This window comes from Pseudomonas syringae (genome assembly GCF_000737245.1).
Taxonomy (GTDB): domain Bacteria; phylum Pseudomonadota; class Gammaproteobacteria; order Pseudomonadales; family Pseudomonadaceae; genus Aquipseudomonas; species Aquipseudomonas syringae_J.
Map to the genome: position 1 here is coordinate 146,264 of NZ_JPQU01000034.1, position 17,205 is coordinate 163,468.

General features: G+C 59.3%; 15 protein-coding genes. 10 read left to right on the forward strand and 5 right to left on the reverse strand.

The features are described 5' to 3' along the window. Nucleotides 1–636 precede the first annotated feature (636 nt). The 5 genes from hflK (IV01_RS12940) to cfaB all read left to right on the forward strand — a co-directional run bounded on the left by hflK (IV01_RS12940) (nt 637) and on the right by cfaB (nt 8,197). Nucleotides 637–2,586 carry a protease modulator HflK gene (hflK, locus tag IV01_RS12940; protein ID WP_032628548.1) on the forward strand — a complete coding sequence of 650 codons (1,950 nt, stop codon included), beginning with the start codon at nt 637–639 and terminating at the stop codon, nt 2,584–2,586. Between the two features lie 11 nt (nt 2,587–2,597). After that, nucleotides 2,598–3,635, forward strand: a complete 1,038-nt coding sequence (hflC, locus tag IV01_RS12935; RefSeq protein WP_032628549.1) for a protease modulator HflC — start codon at nt 2,598–2,600, stop codon at nt 3,633–3,635. Further along, the gene (gene hflK, locus IV01_RS12930) at nt 3,632–4,699 is read left to right on the forward strand and encodes a protease modulator HflK (RefSeq protein WP_032628550.1); all 1,068 of its coding nucleotides are present in this window, start codon (nt 3,632–3,634) and stop codon (nt 4,697–4,699) included. The genes hflC and hflK (IV01_RS12930) overlap by 4 nt, the downstream gene beginning before the upstream one ends. Continuing rightward, nucleotides 4,696–6,618, forward strand: coding sequence for a heavy metal translocating P-type ATPase (locus IV01_RS12925; RefSeq protein ID WP_032628551.1), 1,923 nt, complete (start codon nt 4,696–4,698; stop codon nt 6,616–6,618). Before hflK (IV01_RS12930) ends, IV01_RS12925 begins: the two co-directional genes overlap by 4 nt. A 394-nt stretch (nt 6,619–7,012) precedes the next feature. Further along, nucleotides 7,013–8,197, forward strand: coding sequence for a C17 cyclopropane fatty acid synthase CfaB (gene cfaB, locus IV01_RS12920; protein WP_032628552.1), 1,185 nt, complete (start codon nt 7,013–7,015; stop codon nt 8,195–8,197). A 118-nt stretch (nt 8,198–8,315) separates the two neighbouring features. Here the strand turns inward: cfaB and cls are convergent, their stop codons facing one another. After that, on the reverse strand, nt 8,316–9,755 hold the full coding sequence (gene cls / locus IV01_RS12915; RefSeq protein WP_032628553.1) for a cardiolipin synthase: 1,440 nt from the start codon (nt 9,753–9,755) through the stop codon (nt 8,316–8,318). Nucleotides 9,756–9,916: 161 nt separating this feature from the next. On the opposite strand from cls, the gene IV01_RS12910 reads away from it, so the two are divergent. Beyond that, complete coding sequence (locus tag IV01_RS12910; RefSeq protein WP_032628554.1) at nt 9,917–10,450, forward strand: DUF3617 domain-containing protein; 534 nt, start codon at nt 9,917–9,919, stop codon at nt 10,448–10,450. 25 nt (nt 10,451–10,475) lie between these two features. Here IV01_RS12910 and folE2 read toward each other — a convergent pair whose 3' ends face one another. Next, nucleotides 10,476–11,384 carry a GTP cyclohydrolase FolE2 gene (gene folE2, locus IV01_RS12905; RefSeq protein ID WP_032628555.1) on the reverse strand — a complete coding sequence of 303 codons (909 nt, stop codon included), beginning with the start codon at nt 11,382–11,384 and terminating at the stop codon, nt 10,476–10,478. A 147-nt stretch (nt 11,385–11,531) separates the two neighbouring features. Between folE2 and zigA the strand changes: the two genes are divergently transcribed. Together zigA and IV01_RS12895 are read left to right on the forward strand one after the other, a co-directional pair. Beyond that, on the forward strand, nt 11,532–12,740 hold the full coding sequence (zigA, locus tag IV01_RS12900) for a zinc metallochaperone GTPase ZigA (RefSeq protein ID WP_032628556.1): 1,209 nt from the start codon (nt 11,532–11,534) through the stop codon (nt 12,738–12,740). Continuing rightward, entirely contained in the window at nt 12,740–13,390 is a 651-nt protein-coding gene (locus IV01_RS12895) for a DUF1826 domain-containing protein (RefSeq protein WP_032628557.1), read from the forward strand. The genes zigA and IV01_RS12895 overlap by 1 nt, the downstream gene beginning before the upstream one ends. Nucleotides 13,391–13,500: 110 nt before the next feature. Here the strand turns inward: IV01_RS12895 and IV01_RS12890 are convergent, their stop codons facing one another. Beyond that, the gene (locus tag IV01_RS12890) at nt 13,501–13,824 is read right to left on the reverse strand and encodes a hypothetical protein (protein WP_032628635.1); all 324 of its coding nucleotides are present in this window, start codon (nt 13,822–13,824) and stop codon (nt 13,501–13,503) included. Between the two features lie 65 nt (nt 13,825–13,889). Here IV01_RS12890 and IV01_RS12885 point away from each other — a divergent pair, with 65 nt between their 5' ends. Continuing rightward, a complete protein-coding gene (locus IV01_RS12885) occupies nt 13,890–14,864 on the forward strand; it encodes a CobW family GTP-binding protein (protein WP_032628558.1) in 975 nt (324 codons plus the stop codon). A 132-nt stretch (nt 14,865–14,996) separates the two neighbouring features. Here IV01_RS12885 and IV01_RS12880 read toward each other — a convergent pair whose 3' ends face one another. Continuing rightward, nucleotides 14,997–15,389, reverse strand: coding sequence for a DUF3301 domain-containing protein (locus IV01_RS12880; RefSeq protein WP_032628559.1), 393 nt, complete (start codon nt 15,387–15,389; stop codon nt 14,997–14,999). Between the two features lie 113 nt (nt 15,390–15,502). Here IV01_RS12880 and pdxY point away from each other — a divergent pair, with 113 nt between their 5' ends. Then, nucleotides 15,503–16,369, forward strand: coding sequence for a pyridoxal kinase PdxY (gene pdxY / locus IV01_RS12875; RefSeq protein WP_032628560.1), 867 nt, complete (start codon nt 15,503–15,505; stop codon nt 16,367–16,369). A 133-nt stretch (nt 16,370–16,502) separates the two neighbouring features. Here the strand turns inward: pdxY and IV01_RS12870 are convergent, their stop codons facing one another. Continuing rightward, nucleotides 16,503–16,988, reverse strand: a complete 486-nt coding sequence (locus IV01_RS12870; protein ID WP_032628561.1) for an acyl-CoA thioesterase — start codon at nt 16,986–16,988, stop codon at nt 16,503–16,505. Between the last annotated feature and the right edge of the window lie 217 nt (nt 16,989–17,205).

The following is a 17,205-nucleotide window of genomic DNA, read 5'->3' on the forward strand; positions in this document are numbered from 1 at the left end:
AACCACGGCGGCGTGATGTTCTTTGTGCGCGGGGTCTCAGCACGGGGAATTACCTGAGTTCACGGAACATCGCGGTCAGATGTAGGAGCCGGGCTCGCCCGCGAAGAACGATAACGCGGTGTGCCTGACGGACCGAGTCGCTTGATTCGCGGGCAAGCCTCGCTCCAACAGGTTTTGGTGATCCGTAGGAGCGCGCTTGCCCGCGAAGAACGATGACGCGGTGTGCCTGACGGACCGCTAAGTCCCATTCGCGGGCAAGCCTCGCTCCCACAGGTTTTGGTGATCCGTAGGAGCGCGCTTGCCCGCGATGAACGATGACGCGGTGTGCCTGACGGACCGAGTCGCTTGATTCGCGGGCAAGCCTCGCTCCAACAGGTCTTGGTGATCCGTAGGAGCGCGCTTCCACAGGTTGGGTGATCATCTGTGGGAGCCGAGCTTGCTCGCGATGAACGATAACGCGGTGTCCTGACGAACCGAGTCGTTTGATTCGCGGGCAAGCTCGCTCCCACGGAATCGCAGTAGACGCTCTAATCAGACCAACGAAAGTTTCACTATGTTTGTTATATCGTAACGCTCTATTCTTGCGCGACTCTGCGCGGGCGGGGATATCAATGTTCAGTGGGGTCTGGGGTATCAATGCGGGTTGATCTGGATGTTGAGCACGGCAGCCTTGAGGGGTTGCCGAGGTTTCAAAGTGCCTTGGTGCAGGCTGCGCTATTGCGGCGGCTCATCTGGCTGAGTGGCGGGCTGGGAGTTTTCGGGTTGGTCATGGCGCTGGCCGTTGATCTGTTCTCTCCTGACGCCCTGTGGACAGCCGTGTTGACTGGCAATGCCGCCGCATTATTCGTGCTGGCCGCCGCGTTGCAATCCGCCCACGGCATTGCGCTATGGCGAGCGTTGGCGCTTAGTGGCGATGTGGGCAGCATCCAACCCTATGTTCAACCAGGAATCGCTGAAACCAACTGGTACGACCGGCTGGTCAATCGCATCAGCCACCTTGGCCAGTCGACACTGGCGCAGATCGGCGCGCCCACCTTGTGGCTCGCCGGTTGGGCCGTGCTCGCACTGATCAGCGTTGAACTGACCTGGAACCTGTCGTTGCCCGGCACCCAGCTTTCGCAGACGGGCAGTGTGGCGGGTGGCATCGCTCTGTTGCTGGCATTTGGCGCGCTGGTGTTGGAGCGGCAGTTCAATGCCGAGCAGAACGAATGGCCTGAAGCTGGACAACTTGCGCAGCTGACTCGCGTGGTCATCGCGGTTTTGCTGGTGGGCGCGCTGTGCCTGTTTTTCTCCAGCCCTGAGCGGGTCTGGCCTGCGCGGCTGGCGGTGGTGATTGGCTTGCTGCCGGGCGTGGTCGCTGCAGAGTTGTTGTTGCGCGCCGTTCTTTCACTGTTCAGCCCCCGGAACCCGCGCCTTGAGCCACGTCTGACTGCCAGCAGTTTCGTGGCAGGCCTGTTGCGCTGGCCGCCGCAGCCGCTACTCGCTCTGCAACATGAACTGCACAATCGGTTTGGAATCGACCTACGGCAAGTCTGGGCCTTTACCTACATGCGCCGGGCATTTTTCCCTGTGCTGCTGACGATTGCGTCATTGGGTTGGGCGCTCAGCGGCGTGCACGAAATCCCCATGCAAGGGCGTGGCATTTACGAGCGTTTCGGCAAACCGGTGGCCGTTCTGAAACCAGGTTTGCACGCCGGTTTGCCGTGGCCGTTCGGACGAGTGCTGGCAGTGGAAAATGGCGTGGTTCACGAACTGGCCACCAGCGTTGCCGACTCTACAGTCATTGAGCAGATTCTCGACGCCGCTGAAGGCCCGGCACCGAGCAGTGCCAATCGTCTGTGGGACGCCAGCCACATCAACGAAAAATCTCAGGTGATCGCCAGCAGCTCTGCCGACAAGCAGGGCTTTCAGATCGTCAACATGGACGTGCGCTTCGTCTACCGCATAGGCCTGACAGACGAGGCTGCCATGGCCGCCACCTACAACAGCGCAGACGTGCCGACGTTGATTCGCAGTACCGCCAGCCGCGTGCTGGTGCACGACTTTGCTTCAAGGACCCTGGACGAACTGCTAGGCGAGCAACGTTCGGGTCTGTCCGATGACATTGGCAACGCGGTTCAGGCCGACCTGCAGCAACTGAACAGCGGCGTGGAAATCCTCGCCACGGTAGTGGAAGCAATCCATCCGCCAGCCGGTGCGGCCAACGCCTACCACGCGGTTCAGGCTGCGCAGATCAGTGCTCAGGCCTTGATTGCCCGTGAGCGGGGCGCGGCCAGTGCGGCGGCCAATGCCGCGCAACTGAATGCCAGCGTCGCCCGCGATCAGGCGGCTGGTAATGCTCGGGAAGTAATGTCGGCGGCCCAAAGCGCGGACCTGCGTTTCAGCGCCGAGCGCGAAGGTTATGCCAAGGCCGGCCAAGCCTTCCTGCTGGAGCAATACCTCACGCAGCTGAGTCTGGGGCTGAACAAAGCCAAATTGCTGGTGCTTGATCATCGTCTGGGCGGCGCCAACAACGCGCCGACCATCGACCTGCGTACTTTCACCCTACCGGCAGACCCAACGGCGCCGCGTAAAGCCGTTCAGTAAGGAGTCGACCCTTGAGTCTGTTTCATAACCACAGCCACGACCATCATGATCACTCCGGCCACGATCACAGCGGGCATGGCCACCACGGCCATCACCACCACGGCGAAGGGGCCGGCCCAACGGTTTTCCCGTGGCGACGGGCTGCGCTGGCCGCCGTCCTGATTGCCTTTGCGATCGCGGCAGCCAGCCTGGTGCAGGTGCGTTCCGGCGAAGCGACGGTGATTACCCGGTTCGGCAATCCGTCCCGTGTCTTGCTTGAGCCAGGCTTGAGCTGGCGCTGGCCCGCGCCGTTTGAAGCAACCATTCCGGTTGATCTGCGGTTGCGTACCACCTCCAGCGGTCTGCAGGACGTCGGCACCCGCGATGGGCTGCGCATCATCGTTCAGGCCTACGTGGCGTGGCAGGTGCAGGGCGATCCGGAGAACGTCCAGCGCTTCATGCGCGCCGTGCAGAACCAGCCGGATGAGGCGGCGCGGCAGATTCGCACTTTTATCGGCTCTGCACTGGAAACCACTGCCAGCAGTTTCGACCTGTCGAGTCTGGTGAATACCGACGCCAACCAGGTGCGAATTACCGACTTTGAAAACCAGTTGCGTCAGCAGATCGATCAGCAATTGCTCGCCACCTACGGCGTGCGCGTGCTGCAAGTGGGCGTCGAGCGGCTGACCTTGCCTTCCGTCACGCTCAACGCCACGGTTGACCGCATGCGTGCCGAGCGGGAAACCATCGCCACGGAACGTACCGCCGTGGGCAAGCGCGAGGCTGCGCAGATTCGTTCGGCAGCAGAGCGCGATGCGCGGATTGTCGAGGCCGACGCCACGGTGAAGGCCGCAGACATCGAAGCCCAATCCCGCGTCGAGGCGGCGCAGATTTATGGCCGCGCCTACGCGGGCTCGCCACAGCTGTATAACTTGCTGCGTTCGCTGGACACCCTGGGCACCATCGTCACCCCAGGCACCAAACTGATTCTGCGCACCGATGCCGCGCCGTTCCGAGTGTTGGTCGACGGGCCGCCGACACTGGATGGCAAAAGCGGATCGCAGCCATGACTGAACCCCTGACTGCGTCCGACCAAAAACCGCCGCTACAAGGCCCATGGGTGCAGGCCAGTCGCCTTGCGTTTCTGGCCTTGTACGGCGTCACCTTACTGGCCGCGCTGGGCTGGGCATTGTCCAACGTGCGGCAAATCGATCCGCAAAATCGCGCGGTGGTATTGCGCCTCGGTGCGTTGGAGCGCATCCAGAATGCCGGATTGCTCACCGCCTGGCCGCAGCCCTTTGAGCAAGTGGTGTTGCTGCCCTCGGCGGATCGGGTGATTGAGCGTCGGGTCGAGACTTTGCTGCGTTCATTCGAGGCGGTGCGGGCGGACAAAATCGCCAGCTTCGCCGCGCCCATGAGCGATGCTTTGGCGGGGTCGGGTTATCTGCTGACCGGTGACGCCGGTGTCGTACAGCTGGACGTGACGGTGTACTACAAGGTGACCGACCCTTACGCCTACGTTTTGCAGGGCGATCACGTATTGCCTGCGCTGGATCGCCTGGTCAATCGCAGCGCCGTAGCCCTCACGGCGGCGCGGGATCTGGACACCATTCTGGTAGCGCGTCCGGAAATGGTCTCGGCGGACAGCCAGTCAGCCCAGCGCCGGGAGCGTCTGCGCGGAGATCTGGTGCGCGGTATCAATCAGCGGTTGAGCGAACTCAGCGCTACGGGTGTCGGGATGGGTATCGAGGTGACCCGGGTCGATGTGCAATCGAGCCTGCCGACGGCTGCGGTGAACGCTTTCAACGCGGTGCTGACCGCCAGCCAGCTCGCTGACCGGGAAGTCGCCAACGCCCGTAACGACGCCGAGAAAACCACTCAGGCCGCCAATCAGCAAGCCGACCGAACATTGCAAGTTGCTCACGCTCAGGCCTCCGAGCGACTGGCAAAAGCCCGGACCGATACAGCCACCGTCGCCAGTCTGGCGCAGTCGATCCAGAACAAAAGCGATCCCGGCTTATTGCAGCGGATCTATCGCGAGCGGGTGCCGAAGATTCTCGAACAGGCTGGTTCAGTCACCACCGTCGATCCGCGTGACGATTCCCGTCTGATCATTCAGGGAGCAGAGCAATGAGTGGCGAAGCCGCGCACATCCACGTTGAGCCAGCTGCGCCGGGCAGCATGCTGGGCAGGTCTGAACAGCGCAGCGCTGCCCGGCAACTGACCCTGGCGATGCTTGCGCTGGGGCTGTTGGGGCTGGGATTGATCTGGCGTTTTTTCGCTCCTGATCAGGTTGGCGTCAGCCAGTTGCTGCTGGGCGCCGCGTCACTGTTGGTGGCGATCCCGGTGGTCAGCGCCGGTTGGCACAGCCTGCGTCACCCCAGCCTGCACGGCATCACTGATCAGCTGATTGCCCTTGCCATGCTGGGCGCTTGGGCAACCGGAGATCTGATGACCGCCGCCTTGCTGCCAATCATCATGATCTTCGGCCATGTACTGGAAGAGCGCAGCGTGATCGGGTCACAAGAAGCGATTCAGGCGCTGGGTCGGCTGACCCGCAGCAACGCACGGCTGATTACCGCCGATGGCAGCGTGCAGGAAGTTGACAATTCGACCCTGGTGGCCGGTGATCAGGTGGAAGTGCGTGCCGGTGATCGCGTGCCCGCTGACGGTCGGGTGATTTCCGGTCAGGCCAGCCTCGATACGGCGCCCATTACCGGGGAGTCCGTACCGCTGGAGGCGAGGGCAGGCATTGAAGTCTTCGGTGGCGCGATCAATCTGGACGGGCTGCTGCGCATTGAGGTGACGCGCATTGGCAATGAGTCGACGCTGGGTAAAGTCATCGCCCTGATGCAGAGCGCCGAGCGCTCGAAACCGCCCATCACTCGCCTGTTGGAGCGCTATGCCGGAAGTTACATGGTGTTGGTCCTGCTGATCGCGGCGGTGACCTGGTTCATCACCAACAACGCTCAGGCGATGTTGGCCGTGCTGGTCGCCGCATGCCCTTGCGCGCTGGTGCTGTCCGCGCCGGCCACGGCCATCGCCGGCATCGCGGTTGCGGCACGCCACGGAATTCTGATTCGCAGCTCGGCGTTCCTCGAAGAGCTGGCGGATCTCACCTCGCTGGTGGTGGACAAGACCGGCACCCTTACCTTCGGCACCCTGAGGCTGGAGTCGGTGCAGGCAGTGGTTGCCCAGCGCCAGTATTTCCTGCCCCTGGCCGCCAGCCTTGGTTCTGCCAGCAGCCATCCGGTGAGCCGTGCGCTGGCCGGGCTGGTGACCAAGGATGAGTTGCTGACGCTGAGTGATATCCATGAGCGCCAGGGCCTGGGTGTGGTGGCTATGACGGAGTTGGGCAAGGCGGCTTTGGGCCGTCCTGAGTTGTTTGAGCAATTAGGTATTACGACTTCAGCGGTGCCCAGCCACGACGGACCGATTGCCGGGCTGGCGCTGGACGGCGAGTTTCTGGCCTGGTTGTTACTGGCCGACACCCTCAAACCCGAGGCGCATTTGGCCTTGGCTGAACTGCGGGAGTTGGGCATGGGCAGGCAACTGCTGCTGACCGGTGATCGGAAAACCGTCGCCGATAACCTGGCCTTGAAAGTCGGCATCAGCGATGTTGAATCCCAGGCGCTACCTGAAGACAAACTGAGCCGGGTCAGAGGGGAAATCGCCAGTGGCTTCCGGCCTATGGTGGTGGGTGATGGCATCAATGATTCGCTGGCCTTGAAGGCAGGCGTCGTAGGCGTAGCGATGGGAGCGGGCGGCGCTGATATAGCGCTGGCTTCAGCTGACATCGTGCTGATCGGCAGCGATCTGCGCCGGCTCGGCACGTGCGTACGGTTGAGCCGCCAGTGCCGCCGGACCTTGCAAGTCAACGTGATCATCGGCCTGGGCTGGACGCTGGCCATTGTCGCATTCGCCGCCTTCGGCCTGCTGGGTGCCGCTGGCGCCATGGTTGCTGCCATCCTGCACAACCTGAGCACACTGCTGGTGCTGGGCAATGCAGGTCGGTTGCTGCGGTTCAATGAACCGCTGGTGAAGGTGATTTAACTCTCTGAATTACATGCTTTTCTGTAGGAGCAAGCTTGCTTGCGATGGCGTGGGTCAGACGATAGTTTCTGGGACTGACCCACCGCAATCGCGGGCAAGCGCGCTCCTACAAGGCTGTGCGACAACGTCGTGCCTCGAAAGCACTGAGCTAGAGGCATGCACTAAGTATAAAAAAGCGCTTGAGCTTTGAAGAACTCTGTTACAAATTAACAGTCAGTCAAATCAAGGGGTGTTCACTCCAGGCTGCATTAGTGGGCGTATCAGAGGGCACAGGGCCGTTCCCGGAAGTCGATTTATAGTCAGTCGCTATAGCGTCTATAGCCTGTCGGTTCCAGAGTGGAGCCGTTTTTGAACTACCCTTTTTCGAGTTTCTTGATCATTGGGGGTTACTCAAATGCTCGCGCAACTTCCACCGGCCTTGCAAAAACTTCACCTACCGTTGCGTCTCATACTCTGGGACGGGCACGAACTGGATCTGGGTCCGGCACCCAGCGTCACCATCGTTGTAAAAGATCCGCTTCTGGTTTCCGAATTTACCCACCCAAGTCTCCACCTGCTAGGCAGTGCGTTCGTTGAGGGACGGCTGGAGATGGAGGGCTCAATCAGTGAGGTCGTGAGGGTCTGCGACGAACTGAGCCAGGCTCTGTTGAATGATGAAGACGAAGACACCCCGGTTCGTAGCCAGCACGACAAAGCCACCGATGCCGCCTCTATTTCCTACCATTACGACCTGTCCAACGAGTTCTACCAGTTGTGGCTGGACAAGGAGATGGTCTACTCCTGCGCCTACTTCAAGACTGGCGATGAAACGCTGGAACAGGCCCAACAGGACAAATTCCACCACCTGTGCCGCAAGCTGCGCCTCAAGCCTGGCGAACACCTGTTGGATGTCGGCTGTGGCTGGGGCGGCCTTGCCCGCTTCGCTGCCCGTGAATACGGGGTCAAGGTGTTCGGTATCACCTTAAGTCGGGAGCAGCTGGCTCTGGCGACTGCTCGGGTAAAAGCAGAAGGGCTGCAGGATCAGGTTGATCTGCAGCTGCTCGACTACCGGGATCTGCCTCAGGACGGTCGCTTCGATAAGGTTGTCAGTGTCGGGATGTTCGAGCACGTCGGCCACGCCAATCTTGAGCTGTATACCCAGCGGCTGTTTGGCGCGGTGAAGGAGGGCGGGCTGGTCATGAACCATGGCATCACCGCCAAGCATATAGACGGGCGTCCAGTGGGGCGAGGCGCCGGTGAATTCATCGGCCGCTACGTTTTCCCGAATGGCGAGCTGCCTCACGTGTCGCGCATCAGCGCCGAGATCAGCGAAGCCGGGCTGGAAGTTGTCGATGTCGAGAGTCTGCGCATGCATTACGCCAAAACCCTGGAACATTGGAGCTCGCGCCTGGAAACCCATCTCGAACAGGCTGCGGCGATGGTGCCTGAACAGACGCTGCGAATCTGGCGTTTGTACCTGGCGGGATGCGCGTATGCCTTTGCCCATGGCTGGATCAATTTGCATCAGATCCTCGCGGTCAGACCTCGCGCTGATGGCAGCCATGATTTGCCATGGACCCGCGAGGATATTTATCGGTAAATGATGACCTGTGGGAGCGGTGCTTGCCCGCGATAAGGCTGGACGCGCCTCGTTTGCTGAACCGCGTCGCCCAAATCGTGGGCAAGCACCGCTCCCACAGGGATGGTCATCGGTATCCCTACAAAATCGGTGAGATAAGCCGCGCCACGCGCATCCCCAGCTGTTGCAAATGGTGCGTCTCGCGGCTTTCCTGAACCGAAATCTCGTGGGCCAGGGCGAAGTCTTCGTTAAGCATGCGTTCCACTTCCCGGGCGAAGTCTCCATCGACGGTCAGCAACATCAATTCGAAATTGAGGCGGAACGAGCGGTTGTCCAGATTGGCGCTGCCGATTGCAGTGATCTCGTCATCCACCAGCACGACCTTCTGATGCATGAAGCCCGGCCCGTAGCGAAACACGCGAACGCCGGCGCGGACGGCTTCGAACGCGAACAGGCTGGACGCGGCGTACACCACGTAATGGTCAGGCCGCGACGGCAGCAACAGGCGCACATCTACCCCGCGTAACACCGCCAGATGCAACGCGGCAGACACAGCCTCGTCCGGAACAAAGTAGGGGCTAGTGATCCAGACCCGCTGCGTGGCTGCATGAATGGCTTCGACGAAGAACAGCGAACAGGTTTCCTGCTTATCTGCCGGGCCACTTGTGAGCAGTTGGCAGAGAACGCCATCTTCCGGGAATGAGTCGGGCAAACTCAGCGGCGGCAACTTGCGCGTGGCCCAGAACCAGTCCTCGGCAAACGACTCTTGCAGACATGCCACCACTGGACCGACGACTTGTACGTGGGTGTCCCGCCATGGGGCCAGCGGCGGCTTTAGGCCGACATATTCGTCGCCTACGTTATGCCCGCCAACGAAGCCCGTCGTACCGTCCACCACAACTATCTTGCGATGGTTACGGAAGTTGATCTGAAAGCGATTCAGCCATCCGCCACGAGTTGCAAAGGCTTTGATTTGCACGCCCCCAGCCCGAAGCTTTTCACTGTAGGCGCCGGGTAAGGCGTGGCTGCCGATCCGGTCGTAAAGCACATAGACGGCAACGCCCTCAGCGGCTTTCTCCAGCAGCAGGGTTTGCATGCTGCGGCCGAGCTCGTCATCGTGAATGATGAAAAACTGAATCAGCACCGTCTCTTTTGCTGCTCGGATGGCTTCGAAAATCGCCGCGAAGGTGTCGTCGCCATTGATCAGCAGTTTGACCTCATTATTAGCGAGCGCCGGGGTGTGGCCCAGTTTGGGCATTGCGCGCAGTGAGGCATAGGCATCGGAACGTCGTGCGGCAACCGCTTCCTCAATCCAGGGACGCCAGTTCATATCGCTGATGGCGCTGCGCATTTCTTCGTTAGCCTGGCGCCTTGCCTTGATATAGGCGTCGAATGAACTGCGGCCAAATACCAGATAAGGAATCAAGGTGAAATAGGGGATGAACAGCAGCGGCATAGCCCAGGCGATAGAGCCCTGTGCTGTACGGACAGTCAACAGCGCGTGGATGGCAGCGCCGATACCCAGCAGGTGAATGAAGCCGATGACGTAGCCGAAGAAATACGGGCTGTGATAATCCATGCGTAACCTCTCTCCTGACCTGCTTAACAGACCACAGCAGACCCGGATTGTCGCTATTTTATTAGCGGTGCAACTGGCGGCAGGTTCTGTCGTCTAAGCCTTCATTGTCGGCAACTGCATCCGGTTGCCCTTGCCCGTAACGGTTCAACAAGGATCTCCACATGAAGCTGCCCCTGATAAATTCTTCCCTGGTATTGATGTGTTGTCTGGTCGCGCCGTTTGCCCAGGCGCAGATGCTACAACCCGGTTTGTGGGAGCTCACCTCCAGCAACATGCAAGTAGACGGTCAGGCCATGCCTGACTTGCAGATGATCCTTGGACAGCTCAACAACTTGCCGCCTGAGCAGCGCGCCATGGTTGAACAGAACCTCAAGAATCAGGGGATCACTCTGGGTGGTAAAGGTGTGCGTTTCTGCCTTACCCAGGCCCAGGTAAAAAGCGATGACATTCCGCTGACTGATCCAAAGTCGGGCTGCACGCAGCGCATTACTGACCGTAACGGCAAGAACTGGAAATTCACGTTCAGTTGCCCGAAAGCACAGGGCAATGGTCAGGCGCAGTTCTTGAGTGATAGAGAATTTACGACCAACGTAATCGGCACCTTCAACGCGACGGGCCAGCAGCAGAAGGGTAGCATGGACACTCGTGCGGTTTGGTTGGGTCAGCAGTGCGGCGCGGTTCAGCCACGCACATGATGCTCCACGGTTCTGTTCGCCCTGATCAGAGCCTGCTTTTGTGCACGTCTCCACGCCAACTGCTGTGAGCCACAGCATCATGGGCGTGGAGACTTTCTGCATGTACTACTTTCACATCGAAGCCTTTCAGCAACGCGTTCTGCCTAAGCGCCTGATGCAGACGTCTGGCTGCGTCTTCGCAAAACATCAGATTCTGACCATTAGCCAGGGCGAAAGCCTGTTCATCCGCGCGTTTCACGGCGGTCTGAACGGCTGTTCCCAGCGCTGCTTCCGCCTGATCAATCAGCTCCGTAATAGGCAAGCGTTGAGCGAACTGATCGAGCTGCACCTGAATATGTGCAGTACTGCGTTGGCTGTGGGGCGTTGCCACGATGCCGTTCGCGCTTCCTAGCCAGTCATGAACGGCTGAGTATTCCACTGTGTTATTGGCAAATTCGCTGGCGAATTGCGCTTGAATCAGCTGCCTAGCCAAGGCCGCTGAGCAGGGGCAAGTGGAAGAGTAGGTCACGTCAATTTTTAGTTCCACGTGGAACATTCCGTTTTTGATGCTTGCCAAGATGCTGATTGGATAGGCTTTCCAGCCGGCCAAAGGGCTAATCAATGCTGGGCGTTTCAGCAAGTAATCTGCATGAATCGTGACGTAAGCATTCTGCGAAAGTCCCTCGTGGCTATCGAGGAAGCGATGCAATAGCTGGCAAAACAGGGCTGGGGTTAGATTCTCGGTTTCAAGCAACTCCAGCGCCAGGTAAAGGCGCGACATGTGAATGCCTCGCGATTCCCCATCATCCAGGCTTACCCCCGCATCCACCTTGGCCTGCACACGGTGACCTTCGATGAGCACAGGTAGGGCAATGCCGCACATACCCACCCAATCAAGAGGCTGCGTCTGTTGGGAGGCCTGGGCTGCTATGTCGGGAAGTGTTGCTAGTTTCATAAGTGGAAAAATCCTCATCAAGCCGTTGGTAATCGAGCATTGTTATACTATAACATGTCTGGGTGATTGCTTGAGGTGCCCCGCACCCTTCCTATGAACAAGGTTCCGAGCCTTGCCAACTAGCCCGTGAGGCTGATGAGATTTCCGATGCCAAGTCGTCTTCCTGTAACCGTGCTGTCCGGCTTTCTCGGCGCGGGCAAAAGCACATTGCTCAATTACGTCTTACGTAACCGCGACAACCTGAAGGTCGCCGTGATCGTTAACGATATGAGCGAAATCAACATTGATGGCAGCGAAGTTCAGCGTGATGTCAGCCTGAACCGTGCTGAAGAAAAACTGATCGAGATGAGCAACGGCTGCATTTGCTGCACATTGCGCGAAGATTTACTGGAAGAGGTCAGCCGACTGGCTCAGGAAGGTCGTTTCGATTATCTACTTATCGAATCAACGGGCATTTCTGAGCCTTTGCCGGTTGCCGAGACCTTCACTTTTCGAGATGAAGCCGGCAAAAGCCTGGCGGACATGGCGCGCCTCGACACCATGGTCACAGTGGTCGACGGGGTGAATTTCCTGCTCGATTTCCAGGCCGCCGAAAGCCTCGCGAGCCGCGGCGAAACATTGGGTGATGATGACGAACGTTCGATCACTGATTTGTTGATTGAGCAGATTGAGTTTGCCGATGTGATCCTGGTCAGCAAGATCGACCTGATCAGTTCAAGCGAGCGCGAGGAATTGATCGCCATCTTGCAGCGCCTCAACACCCAGGCGGAAATCGTACCGATGGTTATGGGCGAAGTGCCCTTGGCGAAAATCCTCAATACCGGCCTGTTCGATTTCGAGCGCGCTTCACTGGCGCCCGGCTGGCTCAAGGAGTTGCGCGGTGAGCACGTGCCCGAGACCGAGGAATATGGCATTGCCTCCACGGCGTATCGAGCGCGTCGGCCGTTTCACCCGGAGCGGTTCTTCAGCTTCATCGATCGCGAATGGACCAATGGCAAATTGCTGCGCTCCAAGGGTTTCTTTTGGCTGGCCAGTAAGCATCAGGATGCTGGCAGTTGGTCCCAGGCGGGCGGCTTGATGCGGCATGGCTTCGCCGGTCGCTGGTGGCGTTTCGTGCCCAAGGCGCATTGGCCTGAAGACGATGAAAGCGTCAGCGCCATCAAGAGCAATTGGTCGGCAGAAACCGGCGACTGCCGTCAGGAACTGGTGTTCATCGGGCAGAATATCGACTTCGCGCAGCTCACCGCCGAGTTGGATAACTGCCTGCTGACCGATGCTGAAATGGCCGGGGGCAGCGAAGCCTGGCGCTTGCTGCCGGACCCGTTCGGCCCGTGGCATGAAGAGGAGGCTGCGTAATGCTGGCGCCGATGACTCGCTGGCGGCCGCTGGTTCGTCAGGTCCAAGGTGCCACTCCCGCGATCCTTGGCAAGGTGTTGGAAGACGATGTGAACCTGGCGGTCTGGCAGCGGCAATTACCCGCGCACATTGAAGACTTTGGCAGGCTATTACTTGCGTTGAATGAGCCATTGGCTGAATCCTTGACGCTGGAAATCAACGATGAAGAAGCGTTGCCTGATCTTCAGGGATTCGCCTCGGCCTATGCGGATCTCGAAGGCTACGAGGGCTTTGTCGCGGACGTTGCCTGGCTAATCAGCGCTTATGCCTGCCTGTTGGGCGCCAAGTGCATTGGGGTGCGGTTGCGGGTATTGGATAAGGCCATGTGTCCGCGTTTCCATGTGGATCACGTTCCTATTCGGTTGATCACCACTTACGCGGGCATCGGCAGTCAATGGCTCAAGGAAGGGGCGATTGATCGCAGCCAACTGGGCAATCCGCAAGCCGAGCCTCAGGATGTGTTGAAGATCCAGCAGATCAATTGCGGCGACGTGGCGCTGCTCAAGGGCGAACGGTGGATCGGCAACGAAGGTCACGGGCTTGTTCACCGCTCACCTCAGCCCAAGCGAGACGAAAGGCGGTTGCTGTTGAGTCTGGATTGGTTGGGGTGACGCTGTCATTTCCGTAGGAGCGCGCTTGCCCGCGATTGCGGTGGGTCAGGCAATTATACGTTGGCTGATACACCGCAATCGCGGGCAAGCGCGCTCCTACTGAGCAAGCGTCATGGCACTAGCCACTTCCCCCGACTCTGTCCTTCACAAAACGGCTTGAGATACGCCGTATCGCTGGCAATGCCGTAATAGTGAATGTCTTCGCGATAAGGCATATTGGCCACTTGTGCATTGCTGCAAACGCCAAAGGCGCCGGTTGGACATTGCTCCAGAAAACTCACCTCGGTTTTCTGCCCGGCCAGCTCCGGCTTGCAAAAGCCGTCGTGAAACAGTTTTGGTGGAATCGTGCGGTTTTGCTGGCAAACCTTGACGTCCAGCCGCTCCGCCTGGCTATGCACCAGACACGCCTCGGCCCACACTTGGCCTGAAATCATCGCCAGCAACAGCGGCAGACAGAATACGATCCTGGTTTTCAATGCGACCCTCATAAGCGATCCATATGCTGCAGAACATTCCCACCCACGTTATTGGCGGACCTTTAGGGGCAGGCAAGACCAGCCTCATCAAGCACCTGCTGGCTCAAAAGCCGCCGGATGAGCGCTGGGCGATCTTGATCAATGAATTTGGTCAGATTGGCCTGGATGAGGCGCTGCTGACCACCGGGGCCGATGGTATCGCACTTGGCGAAGTGGCTGGCGGTTGCCTGTGTTGCGTCAATGGCGCGCCGTTTCAGATCGGCTTGGGGCGGCTGTTGCGCAAGGCCAGACCGCATCGATTGTTGATCGAACCGTCGGGGCTTGGGCATCCCGCGCAACTGATCGAGCAACTGAACCAGGCGCCGTGGCTGGGCGTGCTGAGCGTGCAGCCCAGTGTCATGGTGCTGGACGCTACAGCGCTTGCGGCGGGCCGGCCGTTACCGCTCAGCCAGCAATTGGCTCTGGCTCAGGCCGGGTTGCTGGTGCTGAACAAATCCGCACATCTGGACGCAGACCAACGTCAGCAGATTGCCAAAGGCTTGCCCGCCGACAAGCCGCTGTTCTGGACCGATCAAGGCGCGCTGCCCTTGGCTGATCTGCCTGGGATTGGGGGGCGCGCGGTGTTTAGTGAGTCGGCTGTGGATAAGTTGTCCCTACCCAAGAGCCTCGGGAGTATCCCGGCTGTCTGGACCGATCCCCGTCAGCCCATTTGCCTGAGCCAGTCGCAACAAGAGGGCTGGAGCACCGGCTGGCGCTGGCACCCCAGTCAGCGTTTTTCACTGGAGCGCATTGAGCACTGGCTACAAGGCATGGACTGGCAACGCGCCAAGCTGGTTATCCACAGCGAAAATGGTTGGGTTTCGGGTAATGCGCTGGAAGGGGCTGCGTTGAATTGGCAAGCCAGCGAATGGCGCAAGGATTCGCGGCTGGAGTTGATCTTTACCGAGCCACAGGATGAAGCTCGATTACAGGCAGAACTGGTGGCCTGCGTGCTCTAGATCACTGCGATCAGTAGGAGCGCGCTTGCCCGCCATTGCGTTCGATCAGACTATCATTTTTCAACTGACCCACCGCTATCGCGGGCAAGCGCGCTCCTACAGGGACCGTGTACAGGTCGTGACACCGCGTTGCTACTGCTTCCACTTGTTATGTTCCTGCCGCCACTCGCTCAGCTGGATAATTTCTGCAGTGGGCGGCGGGGTTTTGATTTCGAACGGGTAGGGCGCCAATTCGATCTGGGCGCTGTGGGCACCGAACATCGTGATCGTGCCGGGATGACGCTGCTCGCCGGTTACGGTGAACTCGAAGTTATAGACCCGGGCAAGGCGTTTACGACCTTCAGAGTCCCGCGCGAAGGTGAGCTTGCGCAGGGCGACGTTGCCGTCGAGCAATTCAAGATCCAGGCGAGCGCAATGCTGCTTGACCCGCTCCAGCGCACGCTCGCGCAGCCCATGGGAGTGCCACCACCATGCGCCGCCGGTGGCGAACAGCATCAATACAAACATGTTTCCCAGGGTCAGCATGAGCAGGTACTCCAACAAAGTGCCACCAGCTTAACTGTCTCCGAGGATTTCCAGCCATACTGCGCGACTTAAATTTCTCACTACTGCATTTGCATCGTGTTCAGGGCCCCTAGATGAAACGCACACCCCATTTGCTCGCCATTCAGTCCCATGTGGTTTTCGGCCATGCGGGCAACAGCGCCGCCGTGTTCCCCATGCAGCGAGTCGGGGTCAACGTCTGGCCGCTCAATACCGTGCAGTTCTCCAATCACACTCAATATCGGCAGTGGGCGGGGGATGTTTTGCCTCCCCAGCAGATTCCCGCGCTGATCGACGGCATTGCCGCCATTGGCGAGCTGGGCAACTGCGACGCTGTGTTGTCCGGCTATCTGGGCAGTGCCGCTCAGGGGCGGGCGATTCTCGAGGGTGTGGCCCGTATCAAGTTGGCCAATCCTAATGCGCTGTACCTGTGTGATCCGGTCATGGGCCATCCTGAGAAAGGCTGCATCGTACCGGCAGAGGTCAGCGATTTTCTCCTTGAAGAAGCCGCGGCCGTGGCTGACTTCATGTGCCCTAATCAATTGGAGCTAGACAGTTTTTCCGGGCGCAAGCCTGATTCGCTGACTGATTGTGTGGCGATGGCTCGTAGCCTGTTGGCGCGCGGGCCGAAAGCTATCGTCGTCAAACATCTGGATTACCCCGGTAAGGCTGCTGACGGCTTCGAAATGTTACTGGTGACTGCCGATGCCAGTTGGCACCTGCGTCGCCCGCTACTGGCCTTTCCGCGCCAGCCAGTGGGTGTTGGCGACCTGACGTCCGGGCTGTTCCTGGCTCGGGTACTGCTGGGGGATGATTGGGTGGCTGCGTTCGAGTTTGCCGCCGCGGCTGTTCACGAAGTGCTGCTGGAAACCCAGGCCTGCGGCAGTTACGAACTGGAACTGGTCCGCGCCCAGGACCGCACCGCGCACCCTCGGGTGAGGTTTGAAGCGGTGCGGTTGTAAACCTCTCCCTCACGCATGCCATTTGTGGGAGCAAGCTTGCTTGCGAAGGTGGTTATTCAGGCACCCGTCATGTGGATGCACTGGCCCTTTCGCGAGCAAGCTCGCTCCCACAGGTCTGCATTACGCCAGATACTTATAACGTCTCGTCTTTGATTTCCTGATAGCGCTTTTCCAGTTCCTGACGGATCTGTCGGCGTTGTTGGGCCTGAATGTAGCGGCGTTTGCCGTCCAGGCTTTCGGGCACCAGCGGTGGAACGCTGGCCGGTTTGCGTTGATCGTCCACAGCCACCATGGTGAAGAAGCAGCTGTTGGTGTGGCGTACCGAGCGCTCGCGGATGTTTTCCGTGACCACCTTGATGCCGACTTCCATGGACGTGTTGCCCGTGTAATTCACCGAGGCAAGGAAGGTCACCAGCTCACCCACATGGATGGGCTCGCGGAAAATCACCTGATCAACCGACAGTGTCACCACATAACGCCCCGCGTAACGGCTGGCGCAGGCGTAAGCGACTTCATCGAGATACTTCAACAGGGTGCCACCGTGCACGTTGCCAGAGAAGTTGGCCATGTCCGGTGTCATCAATACAGTCATCGACAGCTGGGCGTTTCCGGGTTCCATAGCGTTCTCACGATCAAGGCGGTTCGGGTCAGAAATTGCACCTTATGGCGGTGCTCATCGATTCAAGCTTTGCATGAACAGTTATCGGGACGCTTATCAGCCGCGGCCCGTCACGCTTGGGTCCATCTGTTTCCATATATTGCACCGGCTTTACCGAGGAATGTGCGGTGTTAACCTGCAAAAGCCCGTGGAACGGGTAATTTCTTACAAATTAATC

Coding starts and splice junctions, on each gene's coding strand:
- hflK (WP_032628548.1), top strand. CDS start 637: ATGCGGGTTGATCTGGATGTTGAGCACGGCAGCCTTGAGGGGTTGCCG.
- hflK (WP_032628550.1), top strand. CDS start 3,632: ATGACTGAACCCCTGACTGCGTCCGACCAAAAACCGCCGCTACAAGGC.
- IV01_RS12925 (WP_032628551.1), top strand. CDS start 4,696: ATGAGTGGCGAAGCCGCGCACATCCACGTTGAGCCAGCTGCGCCGGGC.
- cfaB (WP_032628552.1), top strand. CDS start 7,013: ATGCTCGCGCAACTTCCACCGGCCTTGCAAAAACTTCACCTACCGTTG.
- cls (WP_032628553.1), bottom strand. CDS start 9,755: ATGGATTATCACAGCCCGTATTTCTTCGGCTACGTCATCGGCTTCATT.
- IV01_RS12910 (WP_032628554.1), top strand. CDS start 9,917: ATGAAGCTGCCCCTGATAAATTCTTCCCTGGTATTGATGTGTTGTCTG.
- folE2 (WP_032628555.1), bottom strand. CDS start 11,384: ATGAAACTAGCAACACTTCCCGACATAGCAGCCCAGGCCTCCCAACAG.
- zigA (WP_032628556.1), top strand. CDS start 11,532: ATGCCAAGTCGTCTTCCTGTAACCGTGCTGTCCGGCTTTCTCGGCGCG.
- IV01_RS12895 (WP_032628557.1), top strand. CDS start 12,740: ATGCTGGCGCCGATGACTCGCTGGCGGCCGCTGGTTCGTCAGGTCCAA.
- IV01_RS12890 (WP_032628635.1), bottom strand. CDS start 13,824: ATGATTTCAGGCCAAGTGTGGGCCGAGGCGTGTCTGGTGCATAGCCAG.
- IV01_RS12885 (WP_032628558.1), top strand. CDS start 13,890: ATGCTGCAGAACATTCCCACCCACGTTATTGGCGGACCTTTAGGGGCA.
- IV01_RS12880 (WP_032628559.1), bottom strand. CDS start 15,389: ATGCTGACCCTGGGAAACATGTTTGTATTGATGCTGTTCGCCACCGGC.
- pdxY (WP_032628560.1), top strand. CDS start 15,503: ATGAAACGCACACCCCATTTGCTCGCCATTCAGTCCCATGTGGTTTTC.
- IV01_RS12870 (WP_032628561.1), bottom strand. CDS start 16,988: ATGGAACCCGGAAACGCCCAGCTGTCGATGACTGTATTGATGACACCG.